Origin of the sequence: Lebetimonas natsushimae (assembly GCF_002335445.1) — a bacterium.
Lineage (GTDB): Bacteria > Campylobacterota > Campylobacteria > Campylobacterales > Nautiliaceae > Lebetimonas > Lebetimonas natsushimae.
In genome coordinates, this window is record NZ_BDME01000007.1 from 93,244 (window position 1) to 110,943 (window position 17,700).

Annotated in this window: 17 protein-coding genes and 4 tRNA genes; 9 read left to right on the forward strand and 12 right to left on the reverse strand. The window is 32.5% G+C overall.

The features are described 5' to 3' along the window. Positions 1-12: 12 nt before the first annotated feature. Positions 13-1,260: a serine--tRNA ligase gene (gene serS / locus LNAT_RS08600; protein WP_096260198.1), complete on the reverse strand. Its 1,248-nt coding sequence runs from the start codon at positions 1,258-1,260 to the stop codon at positions 13-15. Positions 1,261-1,336: 76 nt separating this feature from the next. On the opposite strand from serS, the gene LNAT_RS08605 reads away from it, so the two are divergent. The 5 genes from LNAT_RS08605 to LNAT_RS08625 all read left to right on the forward strand — a co-directional run bounded on the left by LNAT_RS08605 (position 1,337) and on the right by LNAT_RS08625 (position 6,117). Next, on the forward strand, positions 1,337-2,476 hold the full coding sequence (locus tag LNAT_RS08605; protein WP_096260199.1) for an ABC transporter substrate-binding protein: 1,140 nt from the start codon (positions 1,337-1,339) through the stop codon (positions 2,474-2,476). 141 nt (positions 2,477-2,617) lie between these two features. Beyond that, on the forward strand, positions 2,618-3,532 hold the full coding sequence (locus LNAT_RS08610) for a branched-chain amino acid ABC transporter permease (RefSeq protein WP_096260200.1): 915 nt from the start codon (positions 2,618-2,620) through the stop codon (positions 3,530-3,532). Between the two features lies 1 nt (position 3,533). After that, positions 3,534-4,568: a branched-chain amino acid ABC transporter permease gene (locus LNAT_RS08615; protein ID WP_096260201.1), complete on the forward strand. Its 1,035-nt coding sequence runs from the start codon at positions 3,534-3,536 to the stop codon at positions 4,566-4,568. Next, complete coding sequence (locus LNAT_RS08620; protein ID WP_096260202.1) at positions 4,565-5,344, forward strand: thiazole synthase; 780 nt, start codon at positions 4,565-4,567, stop codon at positions 5,342-5,344. The genes LNAT_RS08615 and LNAT_RS08620 overlap by 4 nt, the downstream gene beginning before the upstream one ends. A gap of 68 nt (positions 5,345-5,412) precedes the next feature. Beyond that, positions 5,413-6,117: an alpha/beta hydrolase gene (locus LNAT_RS08625; protein WP_172413528.1), complete on the forward strand. Its 705-nt coding sequence runs from the start codon at positions 5,413-5,415 to the stop codon at positions 6,115-6,117. Here LNAT_RS08625 and LNAT_RS08630 read toward each other — a convergent pair. The 11 genes from LNAT_RS08630 to LNAT_RS08680 form a co-directional block, all read right to left on the reverse strand. Beyond that, positions 6,094-8,154 (reverse strand): MGDG synthase family glycosyltransferase, encoded by a 2,061-nt coding sequence (locus tag LNAT_RS08630; RefSeq protein WP_096260204.1) that lies wholly within the window; start codon positions 8,152-8,154, stop codon positions 6,094-6,096. The two genes, LNAT_RS08625 and LNAT_RS08630, sit on opposite strands and share 24 nt — an antisense overlap. Positions 8,155-8,325: 171 nt before the next feature. Continuing rightward, positions 8,326-8,415, reverse strand: a tRNA-Ser gene (locus tag LNAT_RS08635). 31 nt (positions 8,416-8,446) lie between these two features. Next, positions 8,447-8,534: transfer RNA gene (locus tag LNAT_RS08640), tRNA-Leu, on the reverse strand. 42 nt (positions 8,535-8,576) lie between these two features. Next, positions 8,577-8,651: transfer RNA gene (locus LNAT_RS08645), tRNA-Cys, on the reverse strand. A gap of 3 nt (positions 8,652-8,654) precedes the next feature. Then, positions 8,655-8,731, reverse strand: a tRNA-Gly gene (locus LNAT_RS08650). A gap of 44 nt (positions 8,732-8,775) precedes the next feature. Next, positions 8,776-10,350: a phosphoenolpyruvate carboxykinase (ATP) gene (gene pckA / locus LNAT_RS08655; protein ID WP_096260205.1), complete on the reverse strand. Its 1,575-nt coding sequence runs from the start codon at positions 10,348-10,350 to the stop codon at positions 8,776-8,778. Positions 10,351-10,418: 68 nt separating this feature from the next. After that, on the reverse strand, positions 10,419-10,631 hold the full coding sequence (locus LNAT_RS08660; protein ID WP_096260206.1) for a hypothetical protein: 213 nt from the start codon (positions 10,629-10,631) through the stop codon (positions 10,419-10,421). Between the two features lie 9 nt (positions 10,632-10,640). Continuing rightward, entirely contained in the window at positions 10,641-11,837 is a 1,197-nt protein-coding gene (locus LNAT_RS08665) for a cytochrome d ubiquinol oxidase subunit II (RefSeq protein WP_096260207.1), read from the reverse strand. Then, positions 11,837-13,396, reverse strand: a complete 1,560-nt coding sequence (locus LNAT_RS08670) for a cytochrome ubiquinol oxidase subunit I (protein ID WP_238594024.1) — start codon at positions 13,394-13,396, stop codon at positions 11,837-11,839. The genes LNAT_RS08665 and LNAT_RS08670 overlap by 1 nt, the downstream gene beginning before the upstream one ends. Positions 13,397-13,409: 13 nt before the next feature. Beyond that, positions 13,410-13,634: a DUF4492 domain-containing protein gene (locus tag LNAT_RS08675; protein WP_096260209.1), complete on the reverse strand. Its 225-nt coding sequence runs from the start codon at positions 13,632-13,634 to the stop codon at positions 13,410-13,412. 171 nt (positions 13,635-13,805) lie between these two features. Next, entirely contained in the window at positions 13,806-14,171 is a 366-nt protein-coding gene (locus LNAT_RS08680) for a desulfoferrodoxin family protein (protein ID WP_096260210.1), read from the reverse strand. Between the two features lie 104 nt (positions 14,172-14,275). Here LNAT_RS08680 and rnhA point away from each other — a divergent pair, with 104 nt between their 5' ends. The 4 genes from rnhA to aroC are packed head-to-tail and all read left to right on the forward strand — an operon-like array spanning position 14,276 to position 17,230. After that, positions 14,276-14,707 carry a ribonuclease HI gene (gene rnhA / locus LNAT_RS08685; RefSeq protein ID WP_096260211.1) on the forward strand — a complete coding sequence of 144 codons (432 nt, stop codon included), beginning with the start codon at positions 14,276-14,278 and terminating at the stop codon, positions 14,705-14,707. Then, positions 14,697-15,473, forward strand: coding sequence for an HDOD domain-containing protein (locus tag LNAT_RS08690; protein WP_096260212.1), 777 nt, complete (start codon positions 14,697-14,699; stop codon positions 15,471-15,473). The genes rnhA and LNAT_RS08690 overlap by 11 nt, the downstream gene beginning before the upstream one ends. Further along, positions 15,463-16,146 (forward strand): ribonuclease III, encoded by a 684-nt coding sequence (gene rnc, locus LNAT_RS08695; protein WP_096260213.1) that lies wholly within the window; start codon positions 15,463-15,465, stop codon positions 16,144-16,146. The genes LNAT_RS08690 and rnc overlap by 11 nt, the downstream gene beginning before the upstream one ends. 10 nt (positions 16,147-16,156) lie before the next feature. Continuing rightward, positions 16,157-17,230: a chorismate synthase gene (gene aroC, locus LNAT_RS08700; protein WP_096260214.1), complete on the forward strand. Its 1,074-nt coding sequence runs from the start codon at positions 16,157-16,159 to the stop codon at positions 17,228-17,230. The last annotated feature ends 470 nt before the right edge of the window (positions 17,231-17,700 follow it).

Here is a 17,700-nt window from a genome sequence, read left to right on the forward strand (position 1 = left end):
CATTGCCTTTATTTACAAATATTTTTTTAATACATCGGGTATCTTAATTTTTCCATCTTTTGTTTGATAATTTTCCATTATAGCTACAAGTGTCCTGCCAACAGCCAAACTACTGCCGTTTAAAGTATGTACAAGTCTATTTTTTTTACCGTCTTTAAATCTGATTTTTCCTCTTCTTGCCTGAAAATCTCTAGTGTTTGATACAGAGCTGATTTCTCTGTATTTATTTTGAGACGGAATCCAAACCTCTAAATCTATTGTTTTTGCCGCACTAAACCCAAGGTCACCTGTACAAAGCATTACCTGTCTGTATGGAAGATTTAATTTTTCAAGTGCCCTGCTTGCACATTCTACCATTTCTTCAAAAACTCTGTCACTCTCTTCAGGTTTAGTAATAGCAACAAGTTCTACTTTATCAAACTGATGCTGACGGATAATCCCTTTTGTATCTTTTCCGTAACTTCCAGCCTCTTTTCTAAAACAAGGGGTATATGCCGTAAGTTTAATCGGTTTATCCAAATTTTCAATAATTTCATCTCTAAAAAGATTTGTTAACGGAACCTCAGCCGTTGGAATTAAAAACAGCTCTTCCCCTTCAATCTTAAACAAATCCTCTTCAAATTTTGGAAGCTGTCCTGTTGCAGTCATAGTTTCCCTGTTTACTATAAAAGGCACATAAACTTCTTCAAAACCATACTCCCTGTTGTGTTCCAAGAAGAAATTAATTAAAGCTCTCTCAAGCCTCGCAGCATCGCTTTTTAACACAGTAAAACGGCTTTTGGCAAGTTTTACTCCTCTTACAAAATCCAACCAGTTCAGTTTTTCTCCAAGCTCGTCATGCGGTTTAATTTCAAAATCAAATTTTGGAATTTCACCCCATCTTTTAATTTCAACATTATCATTTTCATCTTTTCCCACAGGCACATCATCGTCAGGAATATTGGGAATAACCATTGCTTTTTGATTTAATTCATCTTCCACTGCTTTTAATTCATTGTTCAATTTATCAATTTCCTCTTTTAACAGAGAAACTTCTTTTTTTAATTCCTCCGCTTTTTCCCTGTCGGTTTTTATAACTTTTCCTATTTCTTTTGATAATTTATTTCTTTGCTCAAGTAATTTGTCAAGTTTTGTTTTTAGTTCTTTTTTCTTTAAAAACAGATATTTAATTTCATTTAAAACATTCTCATCAACACCTTTTAATTTAAGTTTTTGAGAAACTGTGTCAAAATTTTTCTCAAGGAGTTTCAAATCTATCATTAAATTCCTTTAACTTATTATTAATTTGTTATTTTTTGTTATAATTAAAAGAATTTTAACATAAAAAGGAGGATAAATGAAAAAAATTATGGCGATAGGGCTTAGTGCATTAGTTGCTTCAACACTTTTTGCAAAAGAAATTAAAGTAGGTGTGCTTCAACCTTTAACTGGACCGATTGCAAGTTTCGGTCAAAAAACACTTGATGGAATAAAACTTATTCATTCAAAATACAGCAAACTGCCAAATGGAGACACAATTAAACTCGTAATTGTAGATAACCAATTTGACAAAGTTCAGACTGTAAACGGTTACAAAAGACTTGCTAGTGGTGAAAAAGTTATTGCAATTGAAGGACCTCTTGCATCATCAATGGCACTTTCTATTAAAAGATTTGCCGGAGCTACTAAAACTCCTACTGTAACTCAAATTGCAACAAACCCAAGAGTTACAAAAGGAAGTAAATATATAACAAGGGCTTGTTTTACAGACGATTTTCAAGGAACAGTTGCCGCAAAATATGCTCTAAAACATGGGCTTAAAAATGCTGTAATTGTATTTGACATGAAACAGGATTATTCAGTAGGTCTTGCAAAAGCGTTTGAAAAAGCTTATAAACAAGGTGGAGGAAAAGTTCTTAAAAAATTATTTATAAATTCAGGTGACAAAGATTTCAACGCTCAAGTAGCACAAATTAAAAGATTAAATCCTGCATTTATTTATACACCAATTTATGCACCGGAAGAAGGACTATTCTTAAGACAATTAAGAGCTGCTGGAGTAAAATCTCCTGTAATGGGTGGAGATGGTATTGCAGATCCAGGACTTTTAATGAAACTTGCCGGAAAAGCGGCAAATGGTGTAATGTATACAGACCATTTTGACCCTGCAAAAGCTCCAACTAAATTATCTGAAGAATTTATTAAAGAATTCAAAACTAAATACGGAAGACTTCCAAGTGCATTTGCGGCAACCGGAGCTGACGGTTATCTATTAATTTACAATGGAATTAAAGAATGCGACACTCCTGCAAACACTAAAAACTTCCTTCAATTCAAACAATGTGTAAATAATGCAATCAGACACACTAAAAACCTTGAAGCGGTAACAGGAAAACTTACAATTGATCCTAAAACAGGAAACCCTGTAAACAAACCGGCCGTTGTAGAACAAATTGTTGACGGTAAAACAGTGTTTAAAGAATTAGTACAACCTTAATTTTTATCCCTTTTTGGGATTTTTCATTAATAATAATGCATAATAAAAAATGATAAATAATCTGTTTTTTATCTCTGACAATCCGTCATTTTTTATTATGCATTTGTTATAATTAGGGCAATCTTTATAAAAGGAAATAAAATGAGCATTAGTTTTATTTTACAGCAGATAATAAACGGATTTTCACTCGGGAGTATGTATGCTTTAATTGCTATTGGATACACATTGGTATATGGTGTTTTAAGATTAATTAACTTCGCTCACGGCGACATTATGATGGTCGGAGCATTTATGGCCTTTATTTTTTTCAAAATACTTGGACTAAATTTTTATGTAGCTGTCACTTTATCTATAATAGTAACTGCTATTGTGGGAATACTCACATATGTAACCGCATATAAACCTTTACTTGATAAAGGGGCTCCTAAAATTTCATTATTGATTACTGCAATCGGTATTTCATTTTTTCTTGAAAGTCTTTTTAATGTAATAGCTAATCAATATCTCGGTGGTACATATCAGGCTTTTTATTTCCCAAAATGGTTCTCTAAAATCATTCATATAGATTCAATCACTATTCCTGTTTTAACATTAATAGTTCCTATTATGACAATTTTACTTTTATTGCTTGTATTATGGATTTTATATAAAACAAAAATAGGAATTGCCATCAGGGCAATAGCTTTTGATATAAATACAGTTAAATTAATGGGGGCTGATGCGAACAAAATTATTGCTTTTGTATTTGCTCTTGGCTCTGCACTTGCGGCAATAGGTGGAATTTCCTATGCTATGGCGTATCCGAGTATCGATCCATACATGGGTATGCTGGTAGGACTTAAAGCATTTGCAGCTGCAGTTGTCGGAGGTATCGGAAGTGTAACAGGTGCTGTAATCGGAGGATTTATTCTAGGGTTTGCCGAAGTTGCTATTCCCGGATTTTTCCCGGAACTTGGAGGCTGGAAAGACGCATTTGCATTTATTTTCCTAATTTTTGTATTATTGTTTAAACCAACCGGAATTATGGGAATAGATTTTGAAAGACAAAGGTTTTAATATGAAAAATTTGACACCTGCAAAATATTTTACATTAATAGGAATTGTGACACTAATATTTATAGGATTTTTATACGTTTCACCAAAAATATTCAGTGACTACACTACCACAGTTTTGGGAAATGTATATATTTTTATAATTTTAGCAATTAGCTATAACCTTATAAACGGAGTTACCGGTCAGTTTTCATTAGAGCCAAACGGATTTGTGGCGATCGGTGCTTATGTTACCGCTTTGCTTATGCTAAGCCCCGATATAAAAGCAGATATGTATATGATAGCGGATCCTCTCCCAATAATCAGAGACATTTATCTGCCAAATCCTTTTTTAGCTTTAATAATAAGCGGAATTGTTTCGGCTCTTGTGGCTTTAACCCTTGCATTCCCCGTATTTAGGGTAAGAGGGGATTATTTGGCAATCGTAACACTGGGATTTGGTTTTATTATTAGAATTTTCTTAATCAACAACCCGTCTATTTCAAACGGTTCTATGGGACTTGATTCTATCCCGGGATTTGCAAGTTATTTCTGGATAGGTGTTGTTTGCTTAATTACCGTAATTCTGGTATATAATATTGTTTATTCTAAACACGGCCGGGCAATGAAAGCGGTAAGAGACGATGAAGATGCTGCCCTTGCCATGGGGATTAATACTTTTAAAACAAAAACCATCGCTTTTATGACAAGTGCATTTTTTGAAGGGGTTGGTGGAGGACTTCTGGCAAGTTCGATAGGATCAATCAGTCCTGACCAGTTTACGTTTATGCTTACATTCCAATTACTGATTATTATCGTTTTAGGCGGACTTGGAAGTATGAGCGGAGCAATTATTGGAACACTGCTTTTAATAGGTGGTATGGAAGTACTAAGACCGCTTGATGATGCAAACTGGCAATTGGGGCCGGTTCATGGAATCCCTGGTCTTAGAATGGTTGTATTTAGTTTAATATTACTTTTAATTATGCTTTTTGCAAGACGTGGTATTTTAGGGGATAAAGAAATTTGGGATTATATAAAAATAAGGAGAAATAAATGAGCGATATTTTAAAAATAGGTAAATACGAATTTACAAGCAGACTAATAGTAGGAAGCGGAAAATATCCGGATTTTAAAACTACAAGAGATGCGACTCTTGCAAGCGGGGCTGAAATGATTACAGTTGCGGTCAGAAGAGTAAATATACTCGACCCGAATGAAGAGAATCTACTCGATTATTTTAAAGATACAGACGTAAAAATTCTGCCAAACTCTGCAGGATGCACAACAGCGGAAGAAGCTATAACATTGTTTAGACTGGTAAAAGAAGCCACAGGAATTGATATTATTAAACTTGAAATCATTGGGGATACTGCAAAAACACTTTATCCTGATGTAATGGAAACTTTAAAAGCATGTGAAACTTTGGCAAAAGAAGATTTTACTGTAATGGCTTATACAAATGACGATCCAATCATGGCAAAAAGGCTTGAAAATGCCGGAGCTGCCGCAGTAATGCCTCTTGCTGCACCAATTGGAAGCGGTCTTGGAATTCAAAACAGATATAATGTTGTATTTATAAAAGACGCTGTAAATGTACCTGTAATTGTAGATGCGGGGATTGGAACTGCAAGCGACGCCGCAGTTGCAATGGAACTTGGAGCAGATGGTGTTTTGACAAATACAGCTATTGCCAAGGCTTCCAATCCAATTGCTATGGCTGAGGCTATGAAACATGCTGTAATTGCAGGAAGAATGGCTTATAAGGCAGGCAGAATTCCGAAAAAACCTTATGCAACTGCCTCTTCACCTCTTGAAGGGCTTATCGAATTTTGAATCTATTAAAATATTCCTTTCTTTTTTTTCTTTTTATTTATATTTTCTCTTGTATTTACCTTTATTTTATGCAAGATAAAAAAATATTTAACAGAATTTGGGCCAAACCTTATGAACCGCGTATTGCAAAAAAAATTTATTTTACAACAAGCGACAGAATTAAACTTGAAGGTGCAATCACAAAAAATGGCGAAAACTTACCTTTAGTTTTATATTTCAGCGGAAATGCAAATAATGCCGTTGAATTTTTAGATAAAATCGCTTCTAAAATAAAAAATTTTAATTTCATAGGATTTAATTATCCTGGATACGCCGGAAGTGAAGGTAAACCTTGTGAAAAATGTATTGAAAAATACGCTCTTGAAATATTTGATAAATACAAACCGGATATAATAATAGGGAGAAGCTTAGGAACTGCCGTTGCTAGTTATGTGGCAAGCAAAAGAAAAGTTAAAGGCATCATTTTAATTACTCCGTTTGACAGCATTGAAAATATTGCAAAAAAGAGATATCCTATTTTTCCAATCTCATTGCTTTTAAAACATAAATTTAAAGAAGCCAAATTTATATCACAAACAGATGCCCCTGTAATTATTATAGCTCTCAAAAATGACGACATGATTCCAAACACGTCTCTTCAAAATTTATTGAAAAATATTAAAAATCTTAAAAAAATTATTTATATAGATGGGGTAAAACACGGTTTTATTTATGAACATCCTGATATAACTAATATTTTAATAAATGCTCTATCCTCTTTTTATAAAATTTAACATATTTATTTTTAACAAATCCATTTTAGGAAGTTGTATTTTATATTTAAAACTTTCAGTTAAAATTTTATAATTTAATAAATTTACCGATTTTCTTGAAAAATTAATTTTTCTTAAACGTTCTAAATCTAGTCTATCATTATCAAAATAAACTTGTACATAATTGTTTACAGATAATTCCAACTTGGTTTTGGAATCAGTAATTATATATCCGATAGACCTAATTGGCTGTTTTAATGAAAGTGGAAATTTACAATAAGAATATAAAGCATTGCTACCTGTTATTTTACGGTAATTAATTAAAACGGTTTTTATAGATTTATCATTTTCAAAAATTTTTTTAGCTTTTTCAAAGGAATCTAGAGGCATTGCAGGTATTTTTATTTTCTTTGGTTTATATTCACCATAGCCTCCCGCAGATAAAATTCTATCTACCACATCAGCACAATTGAATTTTATTTTATCCCATTTTATTTTTTTTAATTTAAATTCATTTTCTATTTCAATAATTTCTTTTAACATTAAATTAATTTTTTCATTAGAAATTCCTTGTACCCTTAATCCAATTGTCTCTCTGCCATAAGCCATACCATACGTATTTGTATGAATTTGTGAAGGGGAAAACGGTAAAACCCCATACAAATATTCACTTAAACTTATATGCTGTAAAAAATTAGAATCAACTTCAGGGTTTGCAATATAATTAGCACTGTAAACAGTTTTATTTATACGTATTGCGATATGACCGAAAGGATTTTCCCATATAATCCTCTGTGGAATTATCGAAGTGGAATATGAAAGTAGTATTTCTATATCTGATGGGTATATATTATCTAATTTGGACAGAATAACATGTATATTTCTTACAGGTTTACCATATTCCGCCCCGAAATCTGTGGGTAATATCTCTTTTTTTTCATTCAATAGAAAATCGACAATTTTATCCTCATTAAAATTTTTTCTAAATTTTTCCTGGGCTTTATACATTTTTTCTTTTTCTTCCTCAGAAGATAAAATAGATTTCACATACTTACCTGTATCATTGATATTATCAGAGAGTTTTGCAACTCCCAAACGTTTTAAAAAAAGAGCATTTTTTTTCTCATGTCCAGCAATTACATTTAAAAGAATTAAAGGAATTCCTACTTTAATAGCCTCTATTGGCGTAACTCCTCCCGCTTTCGTAATTAAAACATTACTAAAAGACATTATTCCCATCAATTCACTATGAGGTATTAATCCCAGAATTTTTAATTTTATATTTTTAGATAAATTACATTTATATCCTTCTAATTTCAACTGTTGAATTTTGTTTTTTCCACATACTGCTATTATCTGCATTGGAAAATCACAAATTTCAACAATGTTTTTTATTAATTCAACATAATTTCCAACACCTTCTTTCCCGGAAATAATTAATACAGTAGGCAAAGTTTCATCTAATTTATATTTATTTATAATTTTTTTTATCGAAGTTTTTTCAATATTTACAGGAATACCGGTTGTTTCTATTTTTGTGTTAGGGATATTTGAAAGAAGCCACATATTTTCTAATTTGTTATGCCCTAAAAAAGTTTTATCTATCCTTTTAGATATACGTGGAAAATATCCTTTGAAAAAATCCGTGTGCAGCCATCCAATCTTGATTCCTTTTAAATAACCTTTTTCCCTTAACATTGCAAGAATTTGTGCAGACCCGTAATGGGTAGCCAAAATGGAATCAGGGGACATTTCATTTATAAATTTTAAAACTTTTTTTTCTGGATAATCATTAGGTAATGACAAAAAATCTGTACCTATACCTTTTTTTATAAAATTAAAAAATATTAAATCAAAAAATTTATTTGTATTTCCCGCAATATACCAATATAATTTTTCATCTATTTTACGCCACAAAGGATTCATAAAATCTCTTATGTCTTTTAAAACAACAACAGTATCAGGATTTTTTTTTAAAATAAATTCTTTTACCGCTAATGCAGCGCTAATATGCCCATACCCGATAGAAGAATAAAATATAAGTATCTTTTTTTTCATAAAAACCTTTTAGTAAATACTGATTCATTGATATTATTATATCTAATTTCAAATAATTTTTAAAAATGCTTGTACTTATTCAATTTTTATTTGACATATTCTCTTAAAAAACACAAGGAAAAATAATGAAATCCCATTTAGAAGCTATTTAAATTTAGAAGATTATCAAAATGGCGGAGAGGGTGGGATTCGAACCCACGGTACGGTTGCCCGTACAACGGCTTTCAAGGCCGCCGCCTTCAACCACTCGGCCACCTCTCCAGACATTATTAAGATAGTTGATTTTTATAAGTGGTGCCCGGGGCCGGACTTGAACCGGCACGGGAAAAACTCCCGAGGGATTTTAAGTCCCTTGCGTCTACCATTTCCGCCACCCGGGCAATGTGAGAGGAATTATAGTAAATTTAAAAAACAAAGTCAAGTGGAGGCGCCACCCGGATTCGAACCGGGGATCAGGGCTTTGCAGGCCCCTGCCTTAGCCACTTGGCTATGGCGCCGACTGGAGCGGGCTACGGGACTCGAACCCGCGACCTCCACCTTGGCAAGGTGGCGCTCTAGCCAACTGAGCTAAGCCCGCTTAGGGACTGAAATTATATAAAAAAAAGAAAAAAAAAGCAAGAATTAAATTTTAGGACCTGCTTTTTCGTATTCTTTTCCTTCTTTTACATCTTCATATCTTTTAAAGTTTTCAATAAACATTTGAGCCAATTTTCTAAGTTGTTTATCATATGCCTCTTTGTCAGCCCAGGTATTTCTTGGATTTAAAACTTCTGTGTTCACTCCCGGAAGTTCTTTTGGAATTGCTAAATCAAACACTGGTAAAATTTCAAATTCGGCGTTTTCAATGCTTCCATCAAGAATTGCATTAATACATGCTCTTGTATCTTTGATACTCATTCTTTTACCTACACCATAAGGTCCACCTGTCCAACCTGTGTTCACCAAATAAACATTAACTCCGTGTTTATCGATTTTTTCTCCAAGAAGTTTTGCATAAACAGTTGGATGAAGCGGTAAGAAAGGCTCACCAAAACATGCGCTAAATGTTGCAACCGGTTCTGTAATTCCTCTCTCAGTTCCAGCAACTTTTGCAGTATACCCGCTTAGGAAATAATACATTGCCTGTTCTTTTGTAAGTTTGCTTACAGGCGGCAACACACCGAAAGCATCAGCACTTAAAAAGATAATATTTTTAGGATGTCCGCCCCTAAGTGTACATTCATGATTCTCAATATGTTCTATCGGATAGCTTACTCTTGTATTTTCTGTTTTTGAACTGTCGGTAAAATCTACTTCTCCATTTTCTAAAACTTTTACATTTTCAAGTAATGCATTTCTTTTAATAGCATTGTAAATTTCAGGTTCACTGTTTTTGTCAAGATTTATAACTTTTGCATAACATCCGCCTTCAAAGTTAAATACACCTTCATCATCCCATCCATGTTCATCATCACCTATAAGTTTTCTATTTGGATCCGTTGAAAGCGTAGTTTTTCCAGTACCAGAAAGTCCAAAAAATAATGCTACATCACCTTTTTCTCCTACATTTGCAGAACAGTGCATTGAAAGTTTACCCTCAAGCGGCAGCCAATAATTCATCATAGTAAATATTCCTTTTTTAAGCTCACCGCCATATAGTGTACCTGTCATTACAGCTTTGTTTTCTTCAATATTAAATGCAACAAAAATATCACTATTTAAATTATTTTCTTTCCATTTAGGATATCTTGCTTCCCCTGCTACTAAAAATGTAAAATCAGGTTTAAAATTTTTTAATTCCTCTTCAGAAGGCAGTATAAACATATTCATTACAAAATGTGCCTGCCATGCTATTGGTGTTACAAATCTGATAGCCCTTCTACTGCTTTTACTGGCGCCTACAAATACATCAATAACATAAATTTCATTTTTTTTATTTAATTCTTCTTTGGTAAAAGCTTCTAAATTTTTAAAAGTTTCAAGAGTTATTGGATGATTAATCTCCCCCCATGCAATATACTGTTCACTCGGCGGCTGTTTTACAAAAAATTTATCATTCGGACTTCTTCCTGTAAATTCGCCCGTATCAACAGCTGTCGCCCCACTTTTAGTTAAAACAACTTCACCTTTTTTTAAAGTATCTTCAATTATTTTATCATAACTTGGATTATGAATAATTGTTTTATTACTGGTATCAATACCTTCTAAATTTAACATAACATTCTCCTAATAAGTGTGGTTTACGGATTGTAATTATAACAAAAATGAAGAAAAAAAAGAGGAGATTAAAGGTCTTCTTCTAGACCTGTTTTTTTAAGCGTAAATTCTACAAATTTGTATCCTATAATAATTAAAACAGGCCACATAAAAAATAGAATAGTACCCCATGTTGTGTTTATATGTTGCGCTTCTGGATTAATACCATTTGGTAATAATTTATCAGAAGCGAAAAGAAAAGAAGTAAATAAAACTGTAATTAATGCTATAAATTTTTTCATATCCGCTCCTTAATATGCGTGAGATTCTGGATCCTGAATTTCTTCAATAGTAATAGGACCACTTTTTTTCATTTGATACCAAACATAAATAATGTATCCTAAAACAAATGGTACAGCAACACTAACCCATGCCATAACTTCAAGAGTATATTTACTACCTGAGCTGTTTTGAATAGTTAAACTGCTCTGTAAGTCCGCATAGCTTGGATAAAACGGTGTACCATTAAGCCCTGCAATAACAAATACAATAATCCCGATTAATACAATCCCTAAACCTGCTGGCCAAATACCTTTTGTTGAACCTTTAATCCCTTGGAAAATACCAATTACAAAAAGTACTACACCTACTAAGAATAAAATCAAAGGAATTGCTGCAAATGCAAGTAAATTCTGTAAATATTTACCATCTACTAATGTTACTTTTCCAGCTGGGTCATGTATATCGTAAGAATATCCTTTCATTGTTAAAAGACCAAAAAGTACTATACCTAAAGATATTAATAACAATACAAAACATCTTTTTAAAATTCCTCTTAATCTTTCATGAACAGCTGCAAATTCGTTTTGATCTAAATCGTTCATTAACCATAAAGCACCTAAAATTCTTGCTGCAGTAAATAAAACCACACCCAATGCCAAGTTAAACCAAGCACCATGTTTGAAATCAATCGCAGCTTCAAGACCTCTTAAATTAAACCCGTCAGCCGCTGTACCCCAATGAAGTACTCTTGTAACAGGATCATATGTAAAATTACTTCCTGTAAAGAAAGTTCCAACCGCTGCTCCAACTAAAATCATTGTAACAATACCGTTAAAATATAAGAATAATTTGTAAGTATTTTTACCAATTAAGTTATTTGGTCTATTCATATATTCATATGAAACTGCTTGAAGTACGAATCCAAAAAGAATTAACATCCATACCCAATAAGCTCCACCAAAACTAACTGAATAAAACAATGGGAATGCTGCATATAAAGCACCACCAAAAAGAACCAATGTTGTAAATGTTAGTTCCCATTTTCTACCAAGAGAGTTTACAATACCTCTCTCTTCCATTTCATCTTTAGCAACATGCATTAAACTTTGTCCACCTTGAACAAATGTCATAAATAAGAAAAGTCCTCCTAAAACCGCGACAATAATCCAAAAATATACTTGTAAATAAAAGTGTGTCGCGTCCACTGTAATTGGTGCCCAAGTCATTAGTGCGCTCCTTTTGGTCCTGATTTAACGACCGTAAATAGGATTTTAAGTTCAGCAATACCTAAAATAACGAATGCTGCTAAGAATAAGAAAAATGTTGCCTGAACATTTTGCAAAGCAATAGGTGTTGCTGAAATTTTTGTTGGTAACAATCCAAATACTGTCCAAGGTTGTCTTCCAACTTCTGCTGTAATCCAACCAAAGCTTGTTGCAATCCATGGTAGTGGTACTGAAAGTACCGCCAATTTTTGAAGTAAAGCATTATTTTCAAATGTACCTTTAAGAATAGCAATATAAGCCCATGCAAATAGAATAATGAACCAGAATCCTAAAGCAACCATAATATGGAATGAATAAAACACAGGTGATACTGGTGGATAAATTTTTGTCGGATCTTCAAGATATCCGTATCCCATTAAATCTGCTTTTGTAACTGTCCATCCGTCAACTGTTGCAACTGGTGCATAAAAATCTGCTTTAGCTTTTTCCATTGCAGCTTTATCACCTTTAGCTTTTGCAGCATGATAAGCTTTTAAATCTTCAATCGCTTCTTTACCTACTTGATGTAATTTTGCAAAAGACCAAATTCCGTATGCAGGATTTCCATTAACTAAATCTTTTAATCCTGGAACAAATGCATCTGAAGATCTTTTTCCAAGAAGTGATAAAAGTCCTGGAAGTTCAATTTTAAAACTCCATGTTTCTTCATTTGAACTTACATTTCTTGCATCTACATCTTTTGGAATTCCTATAGCTACAATAGGTGCGCCTTTTTCACCAACGTAAAGTCCTTCTGCTGAAGCTATTTTAGTTGGTTGAGTATTAGCAACTTCATAAGCATGTTCATCACCTATTACTACAACAAAAATTGAAGTTACTAAACCAAATGCTGCTGCGACTGCAGCTGATTTTTTAGCAAATTCAACATGTTTTTTTCTAAGTAAATAAAATGCTGAAATACCAAGTACAAACACAGAAGCAAGGGTATAACCGGCACTTACAACATGTAAGAATTTAACCTGAGCAACCGGTTGAGTAATTAATGCCCAGAAATTAGTCATTTCAGCTCTTGCATTATCTAGTGAAAATCTTAAAAATTCACTGCTTGGATGTTGCATAAATCCGTTTGCAATTAAAATCCAAAGTGCTGAAAGATTAGATCCGATAGCAAGTAACCAAGATGATGCTAAGTGAACACCTTTGCTAACTCTTTTCCATCCGAAGAAAGAAATTGCAGCAAATGTCGCTTCCATAAAGAATGCAACAATACCTTCAACTGCAAGAGGTGCTCCAAATAAGTCACCTACAACCCATGAATAAGTAGACCAGTTAGTCCCAAATTCAAACTCGTGAATAATACCTGTTGATAACCCTAAAGCAAAGTTAATTCCAAAAATAGTTTGCCAAAATTGTGTAATATTTTTCCATTCTTCTTTGCCCGTTTTTACATAAATAGTTTCAAAAAATGCCACTAAAAATGACATACCTAAAGTAAACGGTACAAAGAAAAAGTGGAATATTGCAGTCATTGCGAACTGGGCTCTCGCCCATTCTAACATTGCATAATCCATTCTATTCCTCCTTTTTTTGCTTTGTAATTTTTGTAAGCTGATTTACATATAAATTTGCTTTTCCTTTCTCCCCTTTTATTTTTGAATCAACAGTGGGGAAAAAGAAAACTTTCAGCACTACAAAAATTACAACAAGTTTGATAATAATTATGACCCAGAGTTTTTTCCCCAGGTCCGACAGGTTTTTAAACCCGTCTATGTAAAAAAACAAGATGCGTTTAAACATAAAGCCCTCCTTCGAGGCTAATAAAAATTATAAATCAAAAAATAAATCGTGTCAATAGTTTTTAATAAAAATTTAATAAAATTTCAAACAAAAATACTCTTTTTATACAAATGAATCTTCAGTCAACAACCTGATTGTAAATTTTATTAAAAAGAAAAAAAGAAAGAAGAGTTATTCGCTAACAATGACTTCTTTTGCTTCACTCTCCCAAAGACCGTGTTTTGTGCAGTAAGACATAGCTGTAAGTTTTAATTTAGATTTTGTAGGCACAATGTAAAAATCTACTTGAACTTTTTCACACTGCCCACCAGCATAGTTTGGAGTCAAATTAGTTTGCGCAAGTAACACTTCCCCATCCCATAACTGAACATATGCGATATAATGGTCGGCGTCAGCGGGATGACATAAATCTTGACCTACTTTTACTGTAACTTTAAACGGTTCACCTTTTTTTGCATTATCTTCACAGATAACAAATGGCGCGTGCTTATTTACCAAATCTTTTGATAAATCGTCTACTTGATGAATTTTTGGCATTTTGCCCTCCTTTTGTTAAAATTTGTAATAAATTATAACACAAAAAATAAAAAAAGACAAAATTAGTATTTTATTACTTAAAAAAAATTATCGAAGGCTACTTAATGAAACAAGTTGATATCTATACAGACGGAAGTTCACTTGGAAACCCTGGACCTGGCGGATGGTGTGCAATTTTAAGATATAAAAATCATGAAAAAATAATAAGCGGGGGAGAAAGTTTAACTACAAACAATAAAATGGAATTAAAAGCGGTAATTGAAGCTTTAAAATTACTAAAAGAACCTTGTATAATAAATTTATATTCCGACTCCACTTATGTATTAAAAGGTATTGAAAATTGGCTTGAAGGATGGATTAAAAAAAATTTTAAAAATGTAAAAAATAAAGAAATGTGGCAGGAATTATACCAACTAAAACAAAATCATATTATAAAAACCAATTGGATAAAAGGGCACTCAGGCCATAGGGAAAATGAAATTTGTGATAAAATTGCAAAAGAGGAAGCTGAAAAAAGGAAAATTAATGCTAATTAGCAAAGATGAAATCAAAAAATACTTAGATAATATACCTCCTATTCCAAAATATGCATTTGAATGTTTAAATGCTCTTAAAATTGGTGATTTAAAAAAAGCAGCTGATGCGGCTGAAAATGATTTGATATTAAAAAAACAGATAGAAAAAATAGTAAATTCTGCTGCATTTTCACTCCGAAACAAGGTAGATAATACTCTCCAATTATTTACTTTGCTTGGTTTGGAAAATGTTAGAGCAATAGTCTATTCATATTTAGTTTCATTACTGCAACCAAAAGAATGGAAAATATTTAAATTAGACTTTGGTGAATTTCAAAAAGATTTTTTAAATTATTATAAAAAATTTGCCTCATTGGAATTTGGTCAAGAAACTTACAAAAAATATTCTGAAATCGGAGCAATAATTCCGGCAAGTGTTTGTGTTTGCGACAGCCTCCTTGGAGATAAAAAAGAAAAACTAAATATTATATTAAACTCGGCCCCATTGGAATATGGAACACTACTTAAAAGATTAACGGGAGAGAGTTTATTTGGTATAGCTGCAACAATTGCGGAACTTTGGGAACTTGAGAAAGAAAAATGCGAAATAATAAAAAAAAGCGAATGTGAAATTTGTGACAATCCAATTTCAGCTTTGACTCATTTTATTTTTTTCTATTTGGTAAGCAAACCAACTTTTATGGATTTAAATTCTTTAATTGAATTTAATCCAAAATGTATTGAATATATACCTAAAACATACGAAAGGATAAATAATGATAGCTGAAGAACTGCAAAAGAGCTTGGGATATCAGTTTAAAAATGAAAAATTGATAACCGAGGCTCTTACCCACAGAAGTTACTCAAAAGATTTTAATAACGAAAGACTGGAATTCTTAGGCGATGCCGTAATGGATTTAATAGTAGGAGAATATCTTTTTTTTCTTTTTCCTGAGGCTGAAGAAGGATTTTTATCAAAACTAAGGGCTGCTCTTGTAAATGAGGAATCTTTTACAAAACTTGCAAAAAAACTAGATTTAGGAAAGTATCTAAAACTTTCTAATGCAGAAGAAAACAACGGAGGTAGGGAAAAACCTTCTATTATCTCAAGCGCATTTGAAGCGTTAATAGGAGCACTCTATTTGGAAGCAGGATTTGATAAAACCAAAGAAATTGCACTTAATCTGTTAAAAAAAGTATATCCCGAAATCAATCCCGATGAATTACTTAAAGACTATAAAACAAATCTTCAGGAAATTACTCAGGCATATTTCGGGGAAGTCCCTGAATACAGGGTTATAAATACTACCGGACCGGACCATAAAAAACAGTTTGAAATAGCAGTATATATTCAGGGAAAAAAATATGCAAGTGCAAAAGGTAAAAGTAAAAAAGTAGCCCAGCAGGAAGGTGCTAAAAAAACTATTGAAATCTTAAAAAAAGAACTTAATTTAAAATAAAAGGAAATTCATGTATAACAGTTTTGGAGAAATCTTCAGATTTACAACTTTTGGAGAATCCCACGGAAAAGCAATAGGGGTTGTAATTGACGGGGTTCCTGCGGGAGTTGATTTTGACGAAGAATTTTTAATTCAGGAGCTAAAAAGAAGAAGGCCCGGACAAAACAGATTTGCAACCCAGAGAAAAGAAGATGATTTTCCTGAAGTTTTAAGCGGTGTGTTTGAGGGAAAAACAACAGGCACCCCTATTTCAATAGTAATTTTCAATAAAGACCAAAAAAGCAAAGACTATTCAAATATAAAAGATATATTCCGTCCGGGACATGCTGATTTTACATATTTTAATAAATACGGAATAAGGGATTACAGAGGTGGAGGAAGAAGCTCTGCCAGGGAAACTGCAGCAAGAGTTGCTGCCGGAGCTGTTGCAAAAATGATATTAAAAGAATTCAATATTGAAATAGAAGCTGGAATTGTTGAAATTGGGGGAATAAGAGCACAAAATTTGGATTTTGATTTTGCAAAAAACTCCCCTATTTTAGCACTTGATAAAGAAAAAGAAAAAATATGGATGGATTTGATTGATGAAGCAAGAAAAAGTCATGATTCCCTTGGAGGAGTTGTAAAACTTAAAATAAAAAACGCTCCAATTGGACTTGGAGAACCAATTTATTACAAACTGGATAACATTATGGCAAGTGCAATGATAAGCATTAATGCTGTAAAAGGTGTTTATATTGGAAATACAAATGCCCATAAGTTAAAAGGCAGTGAAAATAATGACCAAATTGGCAAAAACGGGTTTCTAAGCAACAATTCAGGCGGAGTTTTAGGCGGTATCAGTAACGGAGAAGATATTGAACTTGAAATTTATTTTAAACCAACCCCTTCTATTTTTCAAACACAAAAATCAATAGATATTAAAGGTAATGAAGTAGAAGTAAACTTAAAAGGAAGACACGACCCAATTGTAGCAATAAGAGGGGCTGTAGTTGCTGAATCAATGGCTGCCTGTGTAATTGCTGATATGCTTATGTTAAATGCCACAAGAAAAATTGAAAATCTTAAAAAAATTTATTTTTAATCATTACACATATGAATATTCAGGATTTTATAAAAGAGAAGCTACGTAAAACTCCCCTGCAATACATTGGGTAAATTTTTTAATAAGAATTATAGTTAACGTTAATTTTTTTCTCTTTTGAAATAATTCAAACTTTCCTAATTATAATAAGTCTTTTAACAAATAAAAATGTTTTAATAACGTTTGTTTTCTAAAATATTTAATAAACACTTCAGTTTTTCCTAAACATTTAAAAAAGTTTAACCAAATAGATTTAATTTAGTAAAACAAAAATTAAATTGAAAAATAATTTAAAAACCAAACAATAAAATAAAAAAGTTTAAAAACAGATAAAAATAAAAAAATGTAGATATTAGCGCCAGACACCTTTAATTAATAATAAAGTTAACATATAAAAGCTTAGCGGGGACCTACTTTCCCACACCCGAAAGGTGCAGTATCATCAGCGCTGGAGGGCTTAACTTCCTGGT